We start from the raw sequence: 18510 nt of genomic DNA on the forward strand, positions 1-18510 counted from the left end.
TCGGTCTACCACTGATGTGCCTGAAAGGCATGGGAATGCGACAGAAAGTCGCTTGTTTCAAACGCTCGGCCAGGGAGGCCGGCGAAGGGGCCGCATGGCAGCCCCTGGTGCAGCGATCAACGCAGGTCGAGCACGTCCTGCATGTCGTACAGGCCCGGCGCACGCCCATCCAGCCACAGCGCGGCACGTACCGCACCCTTGGCGAAGGTCATGCGGCTGGAGGCCTTGTGGGTGATCTCCAGGCGCTCGCCGTCAGCGGCGAACAGCACGGTGTGGTCACCCACCACGTCACCGGCACGCACGGTGGCAAAGCCGATGGTCTTGCGGTCCCGCGCACCGGTCTGGCCTTCCCGGCCATACACGGCCACTTCCTGCAGGTCACGGCCGAGTGCATTGGCCACCACCTCGCCCATGCGCAGCGCGGTACCCGACGGCGCATCCACCTTGTGACGGTGATGGGCCTCGATGATCTCGATGTCCACATCGTCGCCCAGCACGCGCGCCGCCATATCCAGCAGCTTCAGGCTGAGGTTGACGCCAACGCTGAAGTTGGCGGCAAACACGATGGGGATGTCCTTGCCCGCCTCGGCCAGCAGTTGCTTCTCTTCAACACTGAAACCGGTGGTGCCGATGACCATCGCCTTGCCCGCCTTGCGGCAGAACGCCAGGTTCTTCAAGGTCACCGAAGGATGGGTGAAGTCGATCAGCACATCGAACTCGTCGACCACCCGATCCAGATCACCCGACAGCGGCACACCAATACGCCCCAGCGCCGCCAGCTCGCCGGCGTCAGCCCCGACCAGCGTACTGTCCGGACGATCCACGGCGGCGGTCAGGCCCGCCCCCGGCGTCTGCTGCACTGCCTCGATCAGGGTCTTGCCCATCCGCCCTGCCGCGCCCATTACCGCTATACGTCGCATGCCCTGTTCCTTCTTACAGATCGCCGAAGAAGCGCTTCACGCCTTCGAACCAGCCATTGGCCTTGGGAGAATGGCAGCTGTCGCCATCCAGCGAAACACGCAACTCTTCGAGCAGCTCACGCTGACGACGACTCAGGTTGACCGGCGTTTCTACCGCCACCCGGCACATCAGGTCGCCCGCACCACCGCCACGCACCGGCGCAACGCCCTTGCCGCGCAGACGGAACTGCTTGCCGGTCTGGGTCCCCTCGGGGATCTTCAGCTTGACCCGGCCATCGAGGGTCGGCACTTCCAGCTCGCCACCCAGCGCCGCATCGGTGTAGCTGATCGGCACTTCGCAGTACAGGTGCTTGCCGTCGCGCTGGAAGATCGGGTGCTCGCGCACATTGATCACCACGTACAGGTCGCCGGTCGGGCCACCCTGGGAACCTGCCTCGCCTTCGCCCGACAAGCGAATGCGGTCACCGGTATCGACGCCGGCCGGCACTTTGACCGAGAGGGTCTTGTACTCTTCGACACGACCTTCGCCATGGCACGAATCGCACGGGTCGGTGATGATCTTGCCCTGGCCGTGACAGCGCGGGCAGGTCTGCTGCACCGAGAAGAAGCCCTGCTGCATGCGCACCTGGCCAATACCGCCGCAGGTCGGGCAGGTCGAAGGCGACGAGCCTTTCTTGGCACCCGAGCCATCGCACGGCGCACAGTTGACCAGCGTCGGCACACGGATATTGACCGTGGTGCCGCGCACGGCCTCTTCCAGGTTCAGCTCGAGGGTGTAGCGCAGGTCGCTGCCACGCTGAGCGCCACCGCGGCCACCGCCCCGGCCACCGCCGAAGAAGTCGCTGAACACATCACCGAAGATGTCGGAGAAGTTGGCGCCACCGAAACCGGCACCGCCGCCACCCATGCTCGGGTCGACACCGGCATGGCCATACTGATCATACGCAGCACGCTTGCTGGCATCGGAGAGCACTTCGTAAGCCTCGTTGGCTTCCTTGAACAGCTCTTCCGAGGCCTTGTCATCAGGATTACGGTCCGGGTGGTGCTTCATCGCCAGGCGACGATAGGCCTTCTTCAGGTCGGCCTCGCTCGAGCCGCGCTCGACTCCCAGAACCTCGTAATAGTCACGCTTTGCCATAATTCTTTGCACTCTTGAGGACGTTCGGCATACCTCGGCGCATACCGCGCTGTGCCGCCAGCATTCAAGCGCGCTCGAATGCTGTAAAAATTCGGGTATTCCAGACACGCCAACGCGGGAGCAAGCCCCCGCGCGGCGACATCCTACCAGTCACTGCCGAACAGCAGTCAACCGGGCGACAACCTGTAGCTATTACTTGTTGTCTTTTACTTCTTCGAACTCAGCGTCGACCACGTCGTCGTGCTTGGGCTCTTCAGCTTCTGGCTGAGCACCGCCCTGAGGCTGTTCGGCCTGCTCGGCGTACATCTTCTGAGCCACTGGCGCGGAGACCTTCGACAGCTCTTCGACCTTGGCTTCGATGGCAGCCTTGTCGTCGCCTTTTACAGCGGCTTCCAGGGCGACAACGGCAGCTTCGATAGCAGCCTTCTCGTCCGCGGTTACCTTGTCACCAGCGTCGGCGACCATCTTGCGGGTCGAGTGAACCAGCGCGTCCCCCTGGTTGCGGGCAGCGGCCAGCTCTTCGAACTTGCGGTCTTCCTCGGCGTTGACTTCAGCGTCACGCACCATCTGCTGAATTTCTTCCTCGGACAGACCCGAGTTGGCCTTGATCACGATCGACTGCTGCTTGCCGGTCGCCTTGTCCTTGGCACCTACGTGCAGGATGCCGTTGGCGTCGATATCGAAGGTCACTTCGATTTGCGGTACGCCACGTGGTGCTGGCGGAATCTCGGCCAGGTCGAATTTACCCAGCGACTTGTTCTGCGCAGCTTGCTTGCGCTCGCCCTGCAGCACGTGAATGGTTACGGCGCCCTGGTTGTCGTCGGCCGTCGAGAACACCTGCGACTTCTTGGTCGGGATGGTGGTGTTCTTCTCGATCAGCGCAGTCATCACGCCACCCATGGTTTCGATACCCAGGGTCAGCGGGCTGACGTCCAGCAGCAGCACGTCTTTCACGTCACCAGCCAGTACGGCGCCCTGAATGGCAGCACCCATGGCGACAGCTTCGTCAGGGTTCACGTCCTTACGTGCTTCCTTGCCGAAGAAGTCGGTCACCAGCTTCTGCACCAGTGGCATACGGGTCTGACCGCCGACCAGGATCACGTCGTTGATCTTGCTCACGTCGATACCGGCGTCTTTCAGCGCGATGCGGCATGGCTCGATGGTGCGCTGAACCAGGTCTTCGACCAGCGATTCCAGCTTGGCGCGGGAAATCTTCACGTTCAGGTGCTTAGGACCGGTGGCGTCTGCAGTGATGTACGGCAGGTTCACGTCGGTCTGCTGGCTCGAGGACAGCTCGATCTTGGCTTTTTCGGCAGCTTCTTTCAGGCGCTGCATGGCCAGCGGGTCACCCTTGAGGTTCATGCCGCTTTCTTTCTTGAATTCGTCGACGAGGTAGTCGATCAGACGAATGTCGAAGTCTTCACCACCCAGGAAGGTGTCGCCGTTGGTAGCCAGTACTTCGAACTGGTGCTCGCCGTCGACTTCAGCGATCTCGATCACCGACACGTCGAAGGTACCGCCACCCAGGTCGTAGACGATCACGGTGTGATCACCCTTGGCCTTGTCCATACCGTAGGCCAGTGCGGCTGCGGTCGGTTCGTTGATGATGCGCTTGACGTCCAGACCGGCAATGCGACCGGCGTCCTTGGTAGCCTGACGCTGGCTGTCGTTGAAGTAGGCAGGTACGGTGATGACCGCTTCGGTCACTGCCTCGCCGAGATAGTCTTCGGCGGTTTTCTTCATCTTTTTCAGAATTTCAGCCGAGATCTGAGGCGGAGCCATCTTCTGGCCGTTCACTTCCACCCAGGCGTCGTTGTTGTCAGCCTTGACGATCTTGTAAGGGACCATCTGGATGTCTTTCTGAACGACTTCTTCGTCAAAACGACGGCCGATCAGACGCTTTACCGCGTACAGGGTGTTGTGCGGGTTGGTCACCGCCTGACGCTTGGCCGACTGGCCGACCAGGATCTCGCCGTCATTGGCGTAGGCAATGATCGAAGGGGTGGTACGAGCGCCTTCGGCGTTCTCGATGACCTTGACGTTGCCGTTTTCCAGAATGGAGACACAGGAGTTGGTGGTCCCCAGGTCGATACCGATAATTTTGCCCATGTTAACTCTCCCGAAACTTTGGATTTGGTTGCCGCAGCGGTGGTTGCCAACTGCGGTAGCACTTAAACGCTTGACACTTAAATGGGGGCCGCCAGGCTAATTTCAAGCCTTCTCGTCAATCGAGGGCGAAACCGGAGCCGGAGCCTTGCTGACCACGACCATGGCCGGGCGCAGCAGACGCCCATTGAGCTGGTAGCCCTTCTGGAACACCTTGAGCACGCTGTTGGGCTCGACGTCCGCACTCTCCTGCATGGCCATGGCCTGGTGCAGTTCGGCGTTGAACGGTTCGCCGTGCGGGTCGATCGCCTCGAGGTTGTAGCGCTTGAGGGTGTCGTGGAACATCTTCAGGGTCAGCTCGATGCCTTCACGCATCGGGCGGATGCTCTCGTCTTCGGCGCTGGACAGCTCCAGGCCGCGCTCAAGGCTGTCGATCACCGGCAACAGGTCACCAGCGAATTTCTCAAGGGCGAACTTATGCGCCTTCTCGACATCCTGCTCGGCGCGACGGCGCACGTTCTGAAGGTCTGCGGCGGTGCGCAGGGATTGATCCTGGGCCGCCGCCAGTTGCTCTTCGAGCACCTGCACGCGCGTGCTCAGCTCATCGCCGGCCGCCTCGGCGTTCAGATTCTGTTCATCCAGCGTCTGTTCGTCAGCCATAAAATCTCTCCTTTGCAATTTCGTCAGCGAACTTACTCGCACGTCTGCCGGCTATATGGGGTCTGAAAATGCAGCTTCAAGGGCTGATGAACAGTCAGCAGCATTACCCTCATAACCCCTTGCGATCAAAACCCTTACCGAGCAACCGAATCAAACTAAGCACAAGCATTGTCAGGCGATTTCAAAACACTGTATAAATAACCAGACCTTACGCCTGGGAGCCGCCCCAATGCTGGTGCATCTTTCCGTACACAACTACGCCATCGTCGAACACCTGGACCTCGAACTCGCCCGCGGGATGAGCGTCATCACCGGTGAAACCGGGGCCGGCAAATCGATCATGCTCGATGCCCTCGGCCTCACCCTGGGTGATCGCGCCGACAGCGGCGTGGTGCGCCCCGGGGCAGACAAGGCCGACATCCTGGCCACCTTCGACCTGGGCGAAATTCCCGAGGCCCGCGCCTGGCTGGCCGAGCGCGACCTGGACACCGACGGCCCGTGCATACTACGCCGGGTGATCACCGCCGAAGGCCGCAGCCGCGGCTATATAAACGGCACGCCTTGCCCGCTGGGCGACCTCAAGGCCCTGGGCGAGCTGCTGATCGACATCCACAGCCAGCACGAACACCAGTCGCTGCTGAAGACCGACACCCATCGTCGCCTGCTCGACGAATACGCCGGCGCCACCGACCTTGCACGCCAGGTGCAGCTGGCGGCGCAGCGCTGGCGGCAGACCCGCCAGGAGCTCGAGCGGCTGAGCAACTCCGGGGACGAACAGCGCGCGCAGCACCAGTTGCTCAGCTATCAACTCGAAGAGCTGGAAAACCTCAACCTGGGCGAAAACGAACTTGAGCTGCTGGAACAGGAACACAAGAACCTGACCAATGCAGAGGCCCTGTTCGGTATCTGCCGCCAGGTCATCGACCATTGCAGCGAGAGCGACTCGGGCAATGTGCTCAGTGCGCTGACCGTCAGCCTCAATCGCCTGACCGCCGTACAGAATGCCCCCAAGGCGCTGGCCGAGGCGGCCAACATGATCGCCAGTGCGCAGATTCAGGTGGAAGAAGCAGTGGGCGAGCTCAACCGCTTTCTCGACCATTTCGACGCCGACCCCGCGCGGCTGCAGCAGCTGGAAGAACGTCTCGACGCCCTGTACACCCTGGCGCGCAAACACCGCGTGCACCCCAGCGAGCTGGCCGACCTGCAGCAACGACTGATGGAGGAGCTCGAAGGCCTCAACGCCAACGACGAGTCCATTGCCCGACTGGGTGACGAACTTGCCGCCTATGCCCGCCACTACCAGGAAAAGGCCTCGGAGCTGAGCCGCCTGCGCCAGCAGGCCGCGACCCAGCTGGCTGGCGCGGTGGAGCTTGAGATTCAGCGCCTGGGCATGCCTGGCGGACGCTTCAGCATCGAACTTCGCCCCAACAGTGGCGAAGACTTGTTGCCCCAGGGCCTGGAGCAGGTCGAACTGCTGGTCAGCGCCAACCCCGGCCAGCCGCTCAAGGCACTGGCCAAGGTGGCTTCCGGGGGTGAATTGTCACGGATCAGCCTGGCAATCCAGGTCATTACCGCTCAGACCTCGCGCATTCCGACCCTGGTGTTCGACGAAGTCGACGTGGGTATCGGCGGCCCGACTGCGGAAATCGTGGGGCAGCTGTTGCGTCGCCTGGGCGAGCGTGGGCAGGTATTGACGGTCACCCACCTGCCGCAGGTAGCCGCGCAGGGCCACCATCACCTGTTCGTGCACAAGGTGCGCAACAGCGATGCGACCCATACGGCGGTGGCGAGCCTGGGCAAACGTGAGCGGGTCGAAGAAGTGGCGCGCATGCTGGGCGGCATCGACCTGACCAAGGAATCGCTGGCGCATGCCAGAAAGATGGTCGTCACCAGCAAAGCCTGAGTGCCCCCGCAGGAGCCGGCCTTGCCGGCGTACAACATTACAGCCCCCACAAAGCACGAAGGCGACCCCAGGGTCGCCTTCAATGCCGTGCAATTCAAAGCAAAGTGCTTACTTTTTCTTGCGCACGTACAGCACGAGATTGTGATCTACCAACTCGTAGCCGTGCTCCAGCACGATTTCCTTCTGGCGCTTTTCAATTTCGGCATCGAAGAACTCGATGACTTCGCCAGACTCCACGTTGACCATATGGTCGTGGTGGCCGCCGTCGGCCAGTTCAAACACTGCATGACCGCCGTCGAAGTTGTGACGAACGACAAGACCTGCCGCCTCGAACTGGGTCAGAACACGGTAAACCGTGGCCAGACCGACGTCCTCGCCTGCCTCCATCAACGCCTTGTAGACGTCTTCAGCACTCATGTGGCGCTGCTCGGTGGAGTCGAGCATCTGTAGAATCTTGACTCGAGGCAGGGTCACCTTGAGACCGGCTTTGCGTAATTCGCTATTTTCAACCATGGTCAGCTTTCTCGCCGATGCTGCTTCGCAGCTTCTCTGAATACGGGTATGATCGGGGTTTACGTTGTCCAGCCAAGATAGTGGAAGTCGCCCACCGATGCAAAACACCAAGCTCTTGCTAACCAGCCTCACCTTTGTGGGACTGCTCGCACTCGCCGGTTGCTCGTTCCCCGGGGTTTACAAAATCGACATCCAGCAGGGCAATGTCGTCACGCAGGACATGATAGACCAATTGCGGCCGGGAATGACCCGCCGGCAAGTACGGTTTATCATGGGCAACCCTCTGATCCAGGACACCTTCCACACCAACCGTTGGGACTACCTGTACAGTCTGCAACCAGGTGGGGGCGAGCGCCAGCAGGAACGGATGAGCGTGTTCTTCAACGAGAACGACCAGCTCGCCAGCCTGTCGGGTGACTTCATGCCGGGTGTGAGCCGCGATCAGGAAATCCTTGGCGGCGCAGCGGGCACCACTGTCAGCCCTGCCGAAGGCGAGACACCTGCCAAGCAGGAAGCCCCCGCCAAGCCTGGCTCGCTGGAAGACACGATCCAGCGCGACGTCGATACCATCGAAGTCATCCCGGTTCCAGTGCCGGAACCGCTGGACACCTCGCCGCAGTAAGCAAGGCGCAGGCAATAAAAAGCCCGGATCATTCCGGGCTTTTTCATGCGCGGCGTTTCACCGCTTGGCCTTCTTGAACACCCTGGCTACCTTGGCCGCGCGCTGTTTGCGCACCTCCTTGGGGTCGATCAGCAGCGGCCGATAGAGCTCGATCCGATCACCCGCCTCGACCGGATGCTGCGACGCAACCACCTTGCCAAAGATACCCATCGGGCAATCCCCGATCGACACGCCCGGCAACTGCCCGGCGATGCCCGACAAGCGAACCGCCTCGCTCACCGACGTACCCGCTGGCACCTCCAGCGCCAGCAACAGCTGCTGCTCGGCGGTGGCGTAGACCACTTCGATGGGCAGCATCGGCTCAGCCATTGAGTTGCTTGGCCCGCTGGCAGAACGCATCCACCAGGGTGTTGGCCGCCTGGTTGAAGATCGGCCCCAGGGTGGCGCGCACCAGCGGCCCGGCGTAATCGAACGACAGGTCCAGGCTGATCTTGCAGGCCTTGTCGCCGAGTGCCTTGAACGTCCACAGCCCGTGCAGCTGATTGAACGGCCCCTCCTCAAGGTTCATCTCGATGGACTGCCCTGGCACCAACTCATTTCGCGTTACAAAACTCTGGCTCATGCCGCCCTTGGCCGCCTCGACTCGCGCTCGCATCAGGGTCTCGCTCTGCTCCAGCACCGTGCTGGAGGAGCACCACGGCAGAAACTCCGAATAGCGGGCGACGTCATTCACCAGGTCATACAGCGCCTGAGCGGGGTACGGCAACAGTGCCGAACGTTGAATATGGGTAGTCATCCAGGCGTCACTTCCAAAGCTGAGCGGTAAACACGATGCGAATGCCGAGGGGCGCCACATAGCGCATCAAGAGGAAAAACAGCGCGTATTGTCCGGGATTCACTCCAACGGCTCAAGCGTACCGCTACCCCGTAGCCGACAGCGCGACGACTGCCTATAATGCCGCCCCTATGGCTAAACAAAAGAAGCATCCGACAGGGACCATCGCGCAGAATAAAAAAGCGCGTCACGATTACTTCATCGAGCACAAGTTCGAGGCCGGATTGGTCCTGTCCGGTTGGGAAGTAAAAAGTCTGCGTGCCGGCAAGGCGCATCTTGTGGACAGCTACGTGCTGCTCAAGGACGGTGAAGCATGGCTGATGGGTTGCCATATCACCCCCCTGACCGCAGCCAGCACCCACGTGATCGCCGACCCGACCCGTACCCGTAAACTGCTGCTCAATCGCCGCGAGCTGGAGCGCCTGTTCGTGGGTGTACAGCAGAAGGGCTATACCTGCGTGGCCTTGTCGATGTACTGGAGCAAGCACTTGATCAAGTGCGAGATTGCCCTGGGCAAGGGCAAGAAGGAATACGACAAGCGCGATACCCAGCGCGAGCGTGATTCCGATCGCGAGTTGCAGCGCGCCGTGCGCAGCAAGGGCCGCGACGAGTAGGCACGCCTGCTCTAGCCACTTTGCCGGCAAGGCCGGCTCCTACAGGCCAAGCGAAACCCTGTAGGAGCCGGCCTTGCCGGCGAAAGCCGCAACGCTTGTCTAGCGCCCGTTGCGCCGCTCTGCCCGCGCGACCCGCTGCACTTCCTGACGCACCTCTTCGAGCACCTCCTGCACATACAGAATGTGCTGGCTCGACACCTCCCGTGCATCCTGCGCACGCCCTTCGACAATCGCCAGGTACAGGTCCCGGTGCTGCACAATCAGCATGTCGCGGGTCTCGCTGCGTTGCTTGTACATACCGCCGATGTTGGTCACCACGTTGCGCTTGAGCAGGTCGAACAACCCGCGAATGGTATGCAGCAGCACCGCGTTATGGCTGGCCTCGGCAATCGCCAGGTGGAACGACGCATCCGCCGCCCCTTCCTCGGCGCGGCTCACCTCATCGGCACGCGCATAACAGTCCTGCAGCGCATCGAACGCCACCTTCAACCGCTCGCGATCCACCGCGGTTGCACGCAATGCGGCGTAATAGGCACACGACGCCTCCAGCGTATGACGAAACTCCAGCAGGTCGCGTTCGACCTCCGGATTGTTCTCCAGCAATTGCAACAAGGGGTCGCTGAACGTCGAACCCATCGACTGGGCAACATAATTGCCGCCACCCTGTCGGCTCACCAGCATGCCCTTGGCTACCAGCTTCTGGATCGCCTCGCGCAACGACGGGCGTGACACCCCGAACTGCTCGGCCAGTTGCCGCTCGGCCGGCAACCGCTCGCCGGCGGTCAAGGTGCCTTCAAGAATCATCCCCTCAAGCCGCTCGACGATATCGTCGGACAAACGGCGTTGGCGGACCTGGTTGAAAACCATCACATGCTCTCCACAATCCCGAGTTCGTTCGGGGCCGCCTATTTTGGCCTATCGGTGCCCACGCCACACCCACCAGTTGGCGAATTTCGAAGCCGCTCAGCCGACCTTTTTTCAACCGTCCGACGAAAGTTTTAGCGGGGCAAATTGACACACCCACCACAGGGCTCTTAACCTAGCGGCTCGACATTGTAAATTGGTATGACCAATTAGCCAATGCCACTGCATGACCAACAACAATTAGGGGCCACCCCATATGCAAACCTGGCAACAACTCTATAGTCCGCTTGGTAGTCTCGGCCTGTCCGCCCTGGCGGCAGTCATCCCTATCGTGTTCTTCTTCCTGGCGCTGGCCGTGTTCCGCCTCAAGGGTCATGTGGCAGGCAGCATCACGCTGGCGCTGTCGATCCTGGTCGCCATCTTCGCCTTCCAGATGCCCGCCGACATGGCACTGGCTGCTGCCGGGTACGGTTTTGCCTATGGCCTGTGGCCCATCGCCTGGATCATCGTCGCGGCGGTGTTCCTGTACAAACTGACGGTCAAGAGCGGCCAGTTCGAAGTGATCCGCAGCTCGGTGCTGTCGATCACCGACGACCAGCGTCTGCAGGTTCTGCTGATCGGCTTCTGCTTCGGCGCCTTCCTGGAAGGCGCGGCAGGCTTCGGCGCACCCGTGGCCATTACCGCTGCACTGCTGGTGGGCCTGGGTTTCAACCCGCTGTACGCCGCCGGCCTGTGCCTGATCGCCAACACTGCCCCGGTGGCCTTCGGCGCCCTGGGTATCCCGATCATCGTGGCCGGCCAGGTCACCGGTATCGACGCCTTCAAGATCGGCGCCATGACCGGTCGTCAATTGCCGTTGCTGTCGCTGTTCGTGCCGTTCTGGCTGGTGTTCATGATGGACGGCCTGCGCGGCGTCAAGGAGACCTGGCCTGCAGCCCTGGTGGCCGGCCTGAGCTTCGCCGTCACCCAGTACTTCACCTCCAACTTCATCGGCCCGGAACTGCCGGACATCACCTCGGCACTGGCCAGCCTGATCTCCCTGACCCTGTTCCTCAAGGTCTGGCAGCCCAAGCGCTCGATGACCACCGCCACCGGCAGCGTCGGTGCAGCCGTGGTCAACGGTGGCGGCAGCCAGCCTTCGCCTTACAGCTTTGGCGAGATCTTCAAGGCCTGGTCGCCGTTCCTGATCCTCACCGTGCTGGTCACCATCTGGACCCTCAAGCCATTCAAGGCGGCCTTTGCCGCCGGTGGTTCGATGTACAGCTGGGTGTTCAACTTCGCTATCCCGCACCTTGACCAGCTGGTGATCAAGACCGCGCCGATCGTCGCCGCCCCGACCGCCATGCCGGCGGTGTTCAAGCTCGACCCGATCTCGGCCACCGGTACCGCGATCTTCTTCTCCGCGCTGCTGTCGATGCTGGTGCTGAAGATCAACTTCAAGACCGGCCTGACCACGCTGAAGGAAACCTTCTTCGAACTGCGCTGGCCGATCCTGTCGATCGGCATGGTGCTGGCCTTTGCCTTCGTCACCAACTACTCGGGCATGTCGTCGACCATGGCCCTGGTACTGGCCGGCACCGGCGCAGCGTTCCCGTTCTTCTCGCCGTTCCTTGGCTGGCTGGGCGTGTTCCTGACCGGTTCGGACACTTCGTCCAACGCGCTGTTCAGTTCGCTGCAGGCCACCACCGCGCACCAGATCGGGGTCAACGACACCCTGCTGGTGGCCGCCAACACCAGCGGCGGCGTTACCGGCAAGATGATCTCGCCACAGTCCATCGCCGTGGCATGCGCGGCCACCGGGCTGGTCGGCAAGGAGTCGGACCTGTTCCGCTTCACCCTCAAGCACAGCTTGTTCTTCGCCACCATCGTCGGCCTGATCACCTTGATCCAGGCGTACTGGCTGACCGGCATGCTGGTTCACTAAAGTGAAAGAGGCCGGGCGCCCCAAGGGCGCCCGGCAGCTGCCCCTTTCAACCGACGCTGCGAGACACCATGATCATTTCAGCCTCTACCGACTACCGCGCCGCAGCCCAACGCAAGCTGCCGCCCTTCCTGTTCCACTACGCCGACGGCGGCGCCTACGCCGAGTACACCCTGCGCCACAACGTCGAAGACCTGGCCAGCATCGCCCTGCGCCAGCGCGTTCTGAAGAACATGTCCGAGCTCAGCCTCGAGACCCGCCTGTTCGATGAAACCCTGAGCATGCCCGTGGCCCTGGCACCGGTCGGCCTGACCGGCATGTACGCCCGGCGTGGCGAAGTGCAGGCGGCACGTGCCGCGGCGGCCAAGGGCATCCCCTTCACCCTGTCGACCGTGTCCGTGTGCCCGATCGAGGAAGTGGCCCCGGCCATCGACCGGCCCATGTGGTTCCAGCTCTATGTGCTCAAGGACCGCGGCTTCATGCGCAATGCCCTGGAGCGTGCCAAGGCCGCCGGCGTGACCACCCTGGTGTTCACCGTGGACATGCCCGTACCCGGCGCACGCTACCGTGACGCCCACTCCGGCATGAGCGGCCCTAACGCACCGCTGCGGCGCATGTGGCAGGCCATGACCCACCCCCAGTGGGCGCTGGATGTAGGCCTGCTGGGCAAGCCCCACGACCTGGGCAACATCTCCAAATACCGCGGCAGCCCCACCGGCCTGGCCGACTACATCGGCTGGCTGGGCGCCAACTTCGATCCGTCGATTTCCTGGAAGGACCTGGAATGGATCCGCGAGTTCTGGGATGGCCCGATGGTGATCAAGGGTATTCTCGACCCGGACGACGCGCGCGACGCCGTGAAGTTCGGTGCCGACGGCATCGTGGTGTCCAACCACGGCGGTCGCCAGCTCGACGGCGTGCTGTCCAGCGCCCGTGCCCTGCCGGCCATCGCCGATGCGGTCAAGGGCGACCTGAAGATCCTCGCCGATTCCGGTATCCGCAGCGGCCTGGACGTGGTGCGCATGATCGCCCTGGGCGCAGACACCGTACTGATCGGCCGTGCCTTCCTCTATGCCCTCGCCACCGCAGGCGAAGCCGGCGTGAAGAACCTGCTCGACCTGTTCGAAAAGGAAATGCGCGTGGCCATGGTGCTGACCGGCGCCAAGTCCATCAGCGAGATCACTCGCGATTCGCTGGTACGCGAATTCGGCGCCTGACCGCCTGCCCCATCACCGCCTGATTGTCCGGGGCACGCGGCGCGATAGACGCCGTGGCCCCGCGAGGAGTTTGCATGAGCCTGCCCACCGCGTTTCTCGACTCGGTTGAACGCCTGATCCCCCGTGAGCGCCGCTTCGACGACCCCACGTCTACCCTGGCCTTCGGTACCGACGCCAGCTTCTACCGGCTGATCCCCAAGCTGGTGGTGCGCGTGGAAAGCGAAGACGAAGTGGTGGGCCTGCTCCAGCTGGCCCAGCGCGACCGCGTGCCGGTGACCTTCCGCGCCGCCGGCACCAGCCTGTCGGGCCAGGCCATCAGCGACTCGGTGCTGATCGTGCTGGGCGACAACTGGAACGGTCGCGAGATTCGCGAGCAAGGCCGGCAGATCCGCCTGCAACCTGGCGTGATCGGCGCCCAGGCCAACGCCTGGCTGGCGCCGTTCGGACGCAAGATCGGCCCCGACCCGGCGTCCATCAACGCCTGCAAGATCGGCGGCATCGTTGCCAACAACGCCAGTGGCATGTGCTGCGGCACCGCCCAGAACACCTACCACACCCTGGCCGGCCTGCGCCTGGTGCTGGCCGACGGTACCCGCCTGGACAGCGAAGACCCGGCCAGCGTCGCGGCCTTCCAGAGCAGCCATGCCGACCTGCTCGAATCGCTCGCGCGCCTGGGCCGCGAGACCCGCGCCAACACCGAACTGGCTGCGAAAATCCGCCACAAGTACCGGCTCAAAAACACCACCGGCCTGTCGCTCAACGCCCTGGTCGACTACGACCAGCCACTGGACATCCTCAACCACCTGCTGGTGGGCTCCGAGGGCACCCTGGGCTTCATCAGCGCGGTTACCTACGACACCGTGATCGATCACCCGCACAAGGCGTCGGCGCTGATCGTGTTCCCGGACGTGGAAACCTGTTGCACCGCCGTCACCGTGCTGAAAAGCCAGCCGGTATCGGCCGTGGAACTGCTCGACCGGCGCAGCCTGCGCTCGGTGCAGGACAAGCCCGGCATGCCGGCCTTCGTGCAGCAGCTGTCCGAGGGTGCGTGCGCCCTGCTGATCGAGTCCCGCGCTGCCACCCAGACACTGCTGCACGAGCAGCTGGGCCTGATCATGGCCTCGCTGGCGCAATTTCCGGTCGAGAAACAGGTCGACTTCACCGAAGACGCCAAGGAAAACGCCAAGCTCTGGGCCATCCGCAAGGACACCTTCCCGGCCGTCGGCGCCGTACGCAAGACCGGCACCACGGTCATCATCGAAGACGTGACCTTCCCGGTCGAGCAACTGGCCATCGGCGTCAACCGCCTGATCGAGCTGTTCGAGCGGCACCACTATGACGAAGCCATCCTGTTCGGCCATGCGCTGGAGGGCAACCTGCACTTCGTGTTCACCCAGGGTTTCAACAGTGCCGAAGAGGTCGCCCGTTACCAGGCGTTCATGGACGACGTGGCGCACCTGGTGGCGGTTGAATTCGGCGGTTCACTCAAGGCCGAACATGGCACCGGGCGCAACATGGCGCCGTTCGTCGAACTGGAATGGGGCCACGATGCCTACCAGCTGATGTGGACGCTCAAGCGCCTGCTCGACCCCAACGGTATCCTCAACCCGGATGTGGTGCTCAGCGACGACCCGCAGATCCACCTTAAAAACCTCAAGCCGTTGCCCGCCGCCGACGAGATCGTCGACAAGTGCATCGAGTGCGGCTTCTGCGAACCGGTGTGCCCGTCCAAGGGGCTGACCCTGAGCCCGCGCCAGCGCATCGTGATGTGGCGCGACATCCAGGCCAAGAAGCGCGCCGGGGTCGATACCACCGCGCTTGAACGCGACTACCAGTACCAGGGCATCGACACCTGCGCCGCCACCGGCTTGTGCGCCCAGCGCTGCCCGGTAGGCATCAACACCGGCGAACTGGTGAAGAAACTGCGCGCCCAGGCTGCCAGCCACGTGAAGACAGCCGACTGGCTGGCGGAGCATTTCCACACCGCGCTAAGCGGCGCCCGCCTCACCCTGCGCGCAGCCAACGGTGCCCGCCGCCTGTTGGGCGCGCCACGGCTGGCCCGCATCAGCCAGTCGTTGAGCAAAGCCAGCAACGGCCGCCTGCCGCTCTGGACGCCGGCCATGCCGCAGCCCCTGCAGCCCATCCAGTTCAGCCCCGCGAGCAACGATGCGCGGCCCCGCGTGGTGTACCTGGCGGCCTGCGTATCGCGCGTCATGGGCCCGGCCGCTGGCGATCGCGAACAGACCTCGCTGCTGGACAAGACCCGCGGCCTGCTGGAGAAGGCCGGCTACCAGGTGGTGTTCCCCGAGAACCAGGACAGCCTGTGCTGCGGTCAGCCGTTCGCCTCCAAGGGCTATGCCGAACAGGCCGAGCACAAGCGCCAGGAACTGATTGGCGCGCTGCTGCATGCCAGCCGCGGCGGGCTCGACCCGATCTACTGCGACACCAGCCCGTGCACCCTGCGCCTGGTGCAAGACCTCAAGGACTCGCGCCTGGACCTGTATGACCCGGTGCGCTTCATCCGCACCCACCTGGTGGACAAGCTGGAGTTCACCCCGCAGGACGCACCCATTGCCGTGCACGTGACCTGCAGCACCCAGCACCTGGGCGAGAGCCAGGCGCTGATCGACCTGGCACGGCGTTGCAGCAAAGAGGTGGTGATACCCGAGGGCATCCACTGCTGTGGGTTCGCCGGCGACAAGGGCTTCACCACCCCCGAACTGAACGCACATTCACTGCGCAGCCTAAAGGACGCCGTGCAGTACTGCAGCGAAGGCATCTCCACCAGCCGCACCTGTGAAATCGGCTTGAGCGAGCATGGCGGCATCGACTATCACGGCCTGGTGTACCTGGTGGACCGGGTGACCAGAGCCAGGGCGCTGTGAGCCAAGGCGGCTCCTGCACACCGGCAGGAGCTGGCCTTGCCGGCGAACAGGCCATCTGCCACAACATCCGTCTGAACCCCTGGCATTGGCCGCAGTCCATGCAAATAGGCCCCTTATCCTGAGGCCTTCCCAGCCAAGGAGATTCACATGAAGCGTACTGCGATTACCGGACTGTTCCTCAGCGCCGCACTGCTAGCCTCGCCTGTGTTCGCGGCGGATAAAGACCTGTGTACCAGCAACCTGCAGAAGATCGACGACCAGATGGCAACCATGGGCGCGACCTCCGAAGGGCTGGACGATGCGCTGAAGCAGCATGTGGCTGACGCCAAGGCCGCGCAGGCGGCGGGCAACGACAAGGATTGCATCACCATCAGCGCCAAGGTGCTGTCGCGCCTCGAGAAGACCGACAAGGGCGGCAACGGTCAGTAACCTCGGTGGGCGACCGGACCGGTAGTCGACGTCGCCCGACCGATGGCGTATACTCCGTCACATGCACCCGAAACGGTGCTAGCGCTAGAGCAGTAAAAAATGGGGCCGATTAGGATTCGACGCCGGTGATGAAACTCTAGGTGCATGCCGAGTTGGTAACAGAACTCGTAAATCCACTGTTGCAACTTTCTATAGTTGCCAATGACGAAAACTACGAGGGTTACGCTCTCGCTGCGTAAGCAGCCGAGCCCGCTCTCCTGGTAGCTTCGGCTCCAGCAATCACTAGGGGATGCCTGTAAACCCGAAGTGATTGTCATACAGAACAGGATCGTCGTGTAGCACGTTGGGGGCAAAGCGACTAAAACTTACCCAACTCGTCCAAAGCACCCTGCCCGTCGGGCGGCTGCGGATTAACTCAATAGACACGGCTAAGCATGTAGTACCGACAGCGGAGTACTGGCGGACGGGGGTTCAAATCCCCCCGGCTCCACCAAACGATCAAAAAAAGACGTCCACGGACGTCTTTTTTTGTGCCTGCGATCTAATAAATACGCGGCTTCCAGCGCTTTTGCGGTCTTTTCAGAGTTTTTGAGTTCCAGTCATTCGGGTATTCCAGACGGTATTCCACCTCACCCGGCGCTAATCTTTGGAATACCGAATCAGTGCTTGAGGACAATCTCATGCCTGCTCAAAACCACCGCCTCTCCGATCGACAGCTCAAGGGAGTCAAACCCGCGCCCAAGGATTACGTCCTCACAGACGGTGACGGTTTGCAGCTCCGAGTACGCAGCAACGGCTCGTTGCTGTGGAATTTCAACTACCGCGAACCGGTGACCAAGAAGCGTATCAACATCGGCTTCGGGACCTACCCCGAACTGTCACTGGCGAATGCACGAAAGAAGGCAGTCGAAGCGCGCGAGCTGCTCGCTCAGGGCATCGATCCAAAGGTGCAGCGCAATACGTTGAATGAAGCCAAACGCGCAGAAACGGAACACACCTTCGAGAACGTGGCCACCGCCTGGTTCGAGCTCTAGAAAGACTCGGTGACCCCGGCCTACGCCGAGGATATTTGGCGGTCACTCACGCTGCATGTGTTCCCCGATTTGAGGACGACACCACTGACGAAAATCACCGCGCCGATGGTGATCGGATTGCTTCGTCCAATCGAAGCGAAAGGTAGCTTGGAGACAGTGAAGCGCCTTAGCCAGCGGCTAAACGAGATCATGACCTACGGCGTGAACTCAGGCCTGATCTTCGCCAACCCTCTTAGCGGCATCAGGGCAGTATTCAAGAAACCCAAGAAAGAGAACATGGCTGCGCTCCCACCTGAGGAGCTCCCCGAGCTCATGCTGGAGATTGCGAACGCCAGTATCAAACGCACGACCCGCTGCTTGATCGAATGGCAGTTACACACGATGACTCGCCCCGCCGAGGCAGCGACTACTCGCTGGGCAGACATCGACTTTGAAAGGCGTGTCTGGACTATCCCGGCGGAGCGGATGAAGAAGCGGGGCCCACATAGCATCCCGTTGAGTGATCACGCTGTCGCACTGTTGGAGTCACTGAAAGCTCACAGCGGCCACCGCGAATACGTCTTCCCGGCAGACAGGAATCCACGCACTCATGCCAATAGCCAAACGGCCAACATGGCGTTGAAACGCATGGGCTTTCAGGACCGCTTGGTCAGCCACGGCATGCGCTCTATGGCCAGCACCATCTTGAATGAACATGGGTGGGACCCGGAGCTCATCGAAGTGGCACTGGCGCACGTCGACAAGGATGAGGTGAGGAGCGCCTACAACCGAGCCGACTACATCGAGCGCCGGCGCCCGATGATGGCGTGGTGGAGTGAGACATATTCGGCGGAGGTCACTACAGCACGG

Annotated in this window: 15 protein-coding genes, 1 other RNA gene and 1 pseudogene; 9 read left to right on the forward strand and 8 right to left on the reverse strand. The window is 62.3% G+C overall.

The window, feature by feature from the left end:
- Positions 1 to 116: 116 nt before the first annotated feature.
- From dapB to grpE, 4 genes are all read right to left on the reverse strand, one after another.
- Positions 117 to 920 (reverse strand): 4-hydroxy-tetrahydrodipicolinate reductase, encoded by an 804-nt coding sequence (dapB, locus tag N0B28_RS22555; RefSeq protein WP_043863830.1) that lies wholly within the window; start codon positions 918 to 920, stop codon positions 117 to 119.
- Positions 921 to 933: 13 nt separating this feature from the next.
- The gene (gene dnaJ, locus N0B28_RS22560; RefSeq protein WP_043863831.1) at positions 934 to 2058 is read right to left on the reverse strand and encodes a molecular chaperone DnaJ; all 1125 of its coding nucleotides are present in this window, start codon (positions 2056 to 2058) and stop codon (positions 934 to 936) included.
- Between the two features lie 192 nt (positions 2059 to 2250).
- Entirely contained in the window at positions 2251 to 4167 is a 1917-nt protein-coding gene (dnaK, locus tag N0B28_RS22565; RefSeq protein WP_043863832.1) for a molecular chaperone DnaK, read from the reverse strand.
- A gap of 102 nt (positions 4168 to 4269) precedes the next feature.
- Positions 4270 to 4824: a nucleotide exchange factor GrpE gene (grpE, locus tag N0B28_RS22570; protein WP_043863833.1), complete on the reverse strand. Its 555-nt coding sequence runs from the start codon at positions 4822 to 4824 to the stop codon at positions 4270 to 4272.
- A gap of 229 nt (positions 4825 to 5053) precedes the next feature.
- Here grpE and recN point away from each other — a divergent pair, with 229 nt between their 5' ends.
- Positions 5054 to 6727 (forward strand): DNA repair protein RecN, encoded by a 1674-nt coding sequence (gene recN / locus N0B28_RS22575; protein WP_275728898.1) that lies wholly within the window; start codon positions 5054 to 5056, stop codon positions 6725 to 6727.
- Positions 6728 to 6835: 108 nt separating this feature from the next.
- Here recN and fur read toward each other — a convergent pair whose 3' ends face one another.
- Complete coding sequence (gene fur, locus N0B28_RS22580) at positions 6836 to 7240, reverse strand: ferric iron uptake transcriptional regulator (protein ID WP_043863835.1); 405 nt, start codon at positions 7238 to 7240, stop codon at positions 6836 to 6838.
- A 97-nt stretch (positions 7241 to 7337) separates the two neighbouring features.
- On the opposite strand from fur, the gene N0B28_RS22585 reads away from it, so the two are divergent.
- Positions 7338 to 7862, forward strand: a complete 525-nt coding sequence (locus tag N0B28_RS22585) for an outer membrane protein assembly factor BamE (RefSeq protein ID WP_043863836.1) — start codon at positions 7338 to 7340, stop codon at positions 7860 to 7862.
- 57 nt (positions 7863 to 7919) lie between these two features.
- On the opposite strand, the gene N0B28_RS22590 is transcribed toward N0B28_RS22585, so the two are convergent.
- Positions 7920 to 8231 carry an RnfH family protein gene (locus N0B28_RS22590; RefSeq protein WP_078481341.1) on the reverse strand — a complete coding sequence of 104 codons (312 nt, stop codon included), beginning with the start codon at positions 8229 to 8231 and terminating at the stop codon, positions 7920 to 7922.
- Positions 8224 to 8658 (reverse strand): type II toxin-antitoxin system RatA family toxin, encoded by a 435-nt coding sequence (locus N0B28_RS22595; RefSeq protein ID WP_043863838.1) that lies wholly within the window; start codon positions 8656 to 8658, stop codon positions 8224 to 8226. The genes N0B28_RS22590 and N0B28_RS22595 overlap by 8 nt, the downstream gene beginning before the upstream one ends.
- Before the next feature lie 170 nt (positions 8659 to 8828).
- On the opposite strand from N0B28_RS22595, the gene smpB reads away from it, so the two are divergent.
- Positions 8829 to 9311 carry an SsrA-binding protein SmpB gene (gene smpB / locus N0B28_RS22600; protein WP_043863839.1) on the forward strand — a complete coding sequence of 161 codons (483 nt, stop codon included), beginning with the start codon at positions 8829 to 8831 and terminating at the stop codon, positions 9309 to 9311.
- A gap of 99 nt (positions 9312 to 9410) precedes the next feature.
- On the opposite strand, the gene N0B28_RS22605 is transcribed toward smpB, so the two are convergent.
- Positions 9411 to 10178, reverse strand: a complete 768-nt coding sequence (locus N0B28_RS22605) for a GntR family transcriptional regulator (protein ID WP_275728906.1) — start codon at positions 10176 to 10178, stop codon at positions 9411 to 9413.
- Positions 10179 to 10431: 253 nt separating this feature from the next.
- Here N0B28_RS22605 and N0B28_RS22610 point away from each other — a divergent pair, with 253 nt between their 5' ends.
- The 6 genes and pseudogenes from N0B28_RS22610 to N0B28_RS22635 form a co-directional block, all read left to right on the forward strand.
- On the forward strand, positions 10432 to 12099 hold the full coding sequence (locus N0B28_RS22610) for a lactate permease LctP family transporter (protein ID WP_043863841.1): 1668 nt from the start codon (positions 10432 to 10434) through the stop codon (positions 12097 to 12099).
- A gap of 68 nt (positions 12100 to 12167) precedes the next feature.
- Positions 12168 to 13313, forward strand: a complete 1146-nt coding sequence (gene lldD / locus N0B28_RS22615; protein ID WP_043863842.1) for an FMN-dependent L-lactate dehydrogenase LldD — start codon at positions 12168 to 12170, stop codon at positions 13311 to 13313.
- A 74-nt stretch (positions 13314 to 13387) separates the two neighbouring features.
- Positions 13388 to 16198: an FAD-binding and (Fe-S)-binding domain-containing protein gene (locus N0B28_RS22620; protein ID WP_054916544.1), complete on the forward strand. Its 2811-nt coding sequence runs from the start codon at positions 13388 to 13390 to the stop codon at positions 16196 to 16198.
- Positions 16199 to 16345: 147 nt separating this feature from the next.
- Positions 16346 to 16627: a hypothetical protein gene (locus N0B28_RS22625; RefSeq protein ID WP_043863844.1), complete on the forward strand. Its 282-nt coding sequence runs from the start codon at positions 16346 to 16348 to the stop codon at positions 16625 to 16627.
- Positions 16628 to 16728: 101 nt separating this feature from the next.
- Positions 16729 to 17120, forward strand: a transfer-messenger RNA (tmRNA) gene (ssrA, locus tag N0B28_RS22630).
- A 187-nt stretch (positions 17121 to 17307) separates the two neighbouring features.
- Positions 17308 to 18480: pseudogene (locus tag N0B28_RS22635) on the forward strand (integrase domain-containing protein); the annotation flags it as partial.
- Positions 18481 to 18510: the final 30 nt, after the last annotated feature.

The organism is Pseudomonas sp. SD17-1 (assembly GCF_029201585.1).
GTDB classification, from domain to species: Bacteria; Pseudomonadota; Gammaproteobacteria; order Pseudomonadales; family Pseudomonadaceae; genus Aquipseudomonas; species Aquipseudomonas palmensis.

Bases quoted from the DNA above. Each gene is read 5' to 3' on its own strand.
- recN (WP_275728898.1), top strand. From the start codon at position 5,054: ATGCTGGTGCATCTTTCCGTACACAACTACGCCATCGTCGAACACCTG.
- N0B28_RS22610 (WP_043863841.1), top strand. From the start codon at position 10,432: ATGCAAACCTGGCAACAACTCTATAGTCCGCTTGGTAGTCTCGGCCTG.
- dnaK (WP_043863832.1), bottom strand. From the start codon at position 4,167: ATGGGCAAAATTATCGGTATCGACCTGGGGACCACCAACTCCTGTGTC.
- dapB (WP_043863830.1), bottom strand. From the start codon at position 920: ATGCGACGTATAGCGGTAATGGGCGCGGCAGGGCGGATGGGCAAGACC.
- fur (WP_043863835.1), bottom strand. From the start codon at position 7,240: ATGGTTGAAAATAGCGAATTACGCAAAGCCGGTCTCAAGGTGACCCTG.
- smpB (WP_043863839.1), top strand. From the start codon at position 8,829: ATGGCTAAACAAAAGAAGCATCCGACAGGGACCATCGCGCAGAATAAA.
- grpE (WP_043863833.1), bottom strand. From the start codon at position 4,824: ATGGCTGACGAACAGACGCTGGATGAACAGAATCTGAACGCCGAGGCG.
- dnaJ (WP_043863831.1), bottom strand. From the start codon at position 2,058: ATGGCAAAGCGTGACTATTACGAGGTTCTGGGAGTCGAGCGCGGCTCG.
- N0B28_RS22585 (WP_043863836.1), top strand. From the start codon at position 7,338: ATGCAAAACACCAAGCTCTTGCTAACCAGCCTCACCTTTGTGGGACTG.
- N0B28_RS22605 (WP_275728906.1), bottom strand. From the start codon at position 10,178: ATGGTTTTCAACCAGGTCCGCCAACGCCGTTTGTCCGACGATATCGTC.
- lldD (WP_043863842.1), top strand. From the start codon at position 12,168: ATGATCATTTCAGCCTCTACCGACTACCGCGCCGCAGCCCAACGCAAG.
- N0B28_RS22590 (WP_078481341.1), bottom strand. From the start codon at position 8,231: ATGGCTGAGCCGATGCTGCCCATCGAAGTGGTCTACGCCACCGCCGAG.
- N0B28_RS22595 (WP_043863838.1), bottom strand. From the start codon at position 8,658: ATGACTACCCATATTCAACGTTCGGCACTGTTGCCGTACCCCGCTCAG.
- N0B28_RS22625 (WP_043863844.1), top strand. From the start codon at position 16,346: ATGAAGCGTACTGCGATTACCGGACTGTTCCTCAGCGCCGCACTGCTA.
- N0B28_RS22620 (WP_054916544.1), top strand. From the start codon at position 13,388: ATGAGCCTGCCCACCGCGTTTCTCGACTCGGTTGAACGCCTGATCCCC.